At 60.8% G+C, this 2,414-nt stretch carries 3 protein-coding genes; 2 read left to right on the top strand and 1 reads right to left on the bottom strand.

Annotated elements, in window-relative coordinates:
• A partial coding sequence (locus AC1DZP_RS35885) for a hypothetical protein (protein WP_477309051.1) occupies positions 1-181 on the top strand: 181 nt, incomplete at its 5' end.
• Positions 182-493: 312 nt separating this feature from the next.
• Here AC1DZP_RS35885 and AC1DZP_RS35880 read toward each other — a convergent pair.
• On the bottom strand, positions 494-940 hold the full coding sequence (locus AC1DZP_RS35880) for a hypothetical protein (RefSeq protein WP_477309049.1): 447 nt from the start codon (positions 938-940) through the stop codon (positions 494-496).
• Positions 941-1,877: 937 nt separating this feature from the next.
• Here AC1DZP_RS35880 and AC1DZP_RS35875 point away from each other — a divergent pair.
• The gene (locus AC1DZP_RS35875; protein WP_477309047.1) at positions 1,878-1,979 is read left to right on the top strand and encodes a hypothetical protein; all 102 of its coding nucleotides are present in this window, start codon (positions 1,878-1,880) and stop codon (positions 1,977-1,979) included.
• Positions 1,980-2,414 lie beyond the last annotated feature (435 nt).

The following is a 2,414-nucleotide window of genomic DNA, read 5'->3' as shown; positions in this document are numbered from 1 at the left end:
CGGCCCACCCGGTCTCGGGGTCTGCGCTGCGGGCGATCCCCCTGAGCTCGACAGGGGTGAGATGGCGGCGCGCATCGAGCGCCGGGATGTCGTCCAGCTTGCCGAGTGCGACGAAGTGGTTGGCCCCGCCGGTTTAGTCCTTGCGGCCCTTGCAGGTGCGGATCAGGATGCCTTGACCTGAGGACAGTAGGCACGGTCATGGTGCAGGGTTATTTCACCGCAAACGGCGATGCCCGCCTTGTTTGAGCGCAGGTCAAAGCTGCCCGATGGCAGGTTTGATTCAGCGGCAAGCTTCTTCAGCCGTGAACGGGCTGTGGTGTGGAAAGTCTCTTCTGCTGCTCGTCGTAGGAGCAGCTTCTGTTCCAGTCGAACATGTCGATCTCCATGAAACGCAAGCGCCCCGGGGTCGCGATGGCGATCCCGGGCTCGAGAGTGAGTTGGAACTGAAATGGGTCCGGCGGGAGTGCCGGGCCCGGTGCGAGCGTGATGCCGGTTATTCGGCGGCCTGGAGGTGATCCGTTTCGTCGCCGTCGATGGTCACCGGCTCATCGGAGGACGGATCCGCATCGTCGGCGAGGAAGGCCGGAAGCTCGGCGGCATCGCCGTCGAGAGCCGCCTCGTCCGACATGTCGCCGGCGACCGCRTCGCCAGCATCGGCGGACACTTCATCAACGCGCAGCGGCTCGGGCAGCCAGTTCGAGCCTTCGAGAAGACGGGCAGCTTCACGGGCCATGACGTCCTTCTTCATGTGGTCGATGAGCTGCGCGGAGTCTGCGCCACGCGCTTCACGGACAGCCTGTAGAATCCGCGCCTTGGTGAGCCTCCCGAGGAACTCGACCGTGGGCGTCCAGCCGGCGTCGACCATGTCGAACTGGAGCGAGCGGCCAAGCACGTCTACATGCTCGAGCGCCTTCGCTCGCCTGTTCCAGGGTTCGACCACCGCATTGAGGGTCAGCGAGACGCAGTGCTCGAGAAGCGCCTTGCGGCTTGCTTCATCGAGGCCGAGGAGGAAGTCCCACAGGCCTTCGGACGCGCGAGACTCTCTCCCGGAGGACCCTTACCCGCCACCGCACCCCGCCAGCCCCTCTTCCTCTCCCGGCACCCGCGCACCACTAGCAGTGTCGCCATTGCGGCCGCCTCAAAGCTGGCACCCTTCAGGAAAGCCCGAGCCTGGGAGACAAGTCGCCTGCCGAATTTCAGCAGGCCGCTACCGCACTGGCCGAGAGCCAGGCGGCACTGGAACGAGCTCGATTGGCCTTGCATCGGAGTTCGGCGGCGTAAACACGACAGTCGCCAGAATGACGGCAGATCTAAACGACGCCCAATATAACCTGAAGCTTCTCACGACGATCTCTCAGCGACATTCCGCGCAGGTCTTTACCGTTGAGATGCAGGAGATCAAAAGCCACTAGATACAAATCCTGGGGGCGCCGGGTGATGGCAGATCGAAGAGCGTGAAAGGCCTGCTTCGTTAGTGACGATTGTCTCACCTTCGATGATGAAGCTTTTCCCCCTGATAGCCTTCGCTGCTTCAGCGAGGAGCTTGTATTTAGCGGTCCAGTCGAAGCCGTTTTTTGGTGAACAGGCGGATGCCGCCTTCATCCTTGATAACTTGGGTGCGGTACCCGTCGAACTTGATTTCGTGAGTCCATTCGTCACCCGCGGGCGGGGGTATCGACAAGCTCGGGCTCCATCGGAGGGATGAACTTCAAACGCATGAACTGACTCGCAAGACCGCGACTCAATCAGCGTTCCAAACTTGGAAACAGGCGCCGTAAAACAAAGTGCGACGAGACGTTTGTCGTCGCTTATCTCAACGCAGGAGCTCTGACATGACTAACGACAAGAACAAGCTTGGGTACTAGGACCGTTCGAAAGTGAGCGGCGACGAGGAGTACGAGGTTGGCTACTTAGCCAGCAAGTTCGGCCTTTCGACTGATCAAGTGCGCGAACTCATAAAAGCACGGCAACAGTGGTGACACCCTAGAGCGGGAAGCTAAGGCTATCCGGACGCGGTAGCATTATAGGAGATGTGAGCACTTCATAGTTGCTCACTTTGCGCTCGGCAGCGCTTTATAATGGCCGAGTTGCGAAGCGCTTATCCCCGCGCGCTGTTGCAGGACGTGGGGCGACCCAAGGAGGGAACCTCAGTCAGCGACAGAACCAATCGCTATCTTCCAACGCGCGCAACCATAGGTTCCGAACCCACCCGTCATAGCGCGCGCCAAAACGGTACAGAAATGTCGGGGCGTCTGGGCTGGAGATGCATGGTACCTCCGAAGGTGGTCGCGATGAAAAGCTCACCGACTATCCATTGTGACCCATACGGTGCGGAGGCCGGACCGCTATAATAATACGCTTCAGTGGGCCCGCCTCGACTCGGGGGCGAAGCGGGCCCAGCCAAGCCTTGCGGG

This window comes from Mesorhizobium sp. P2_F8 (genome assembly GCF_056403655.1).
This window is presented reverse-complemented; position numbering and strand designations above follow the sequence as displayed.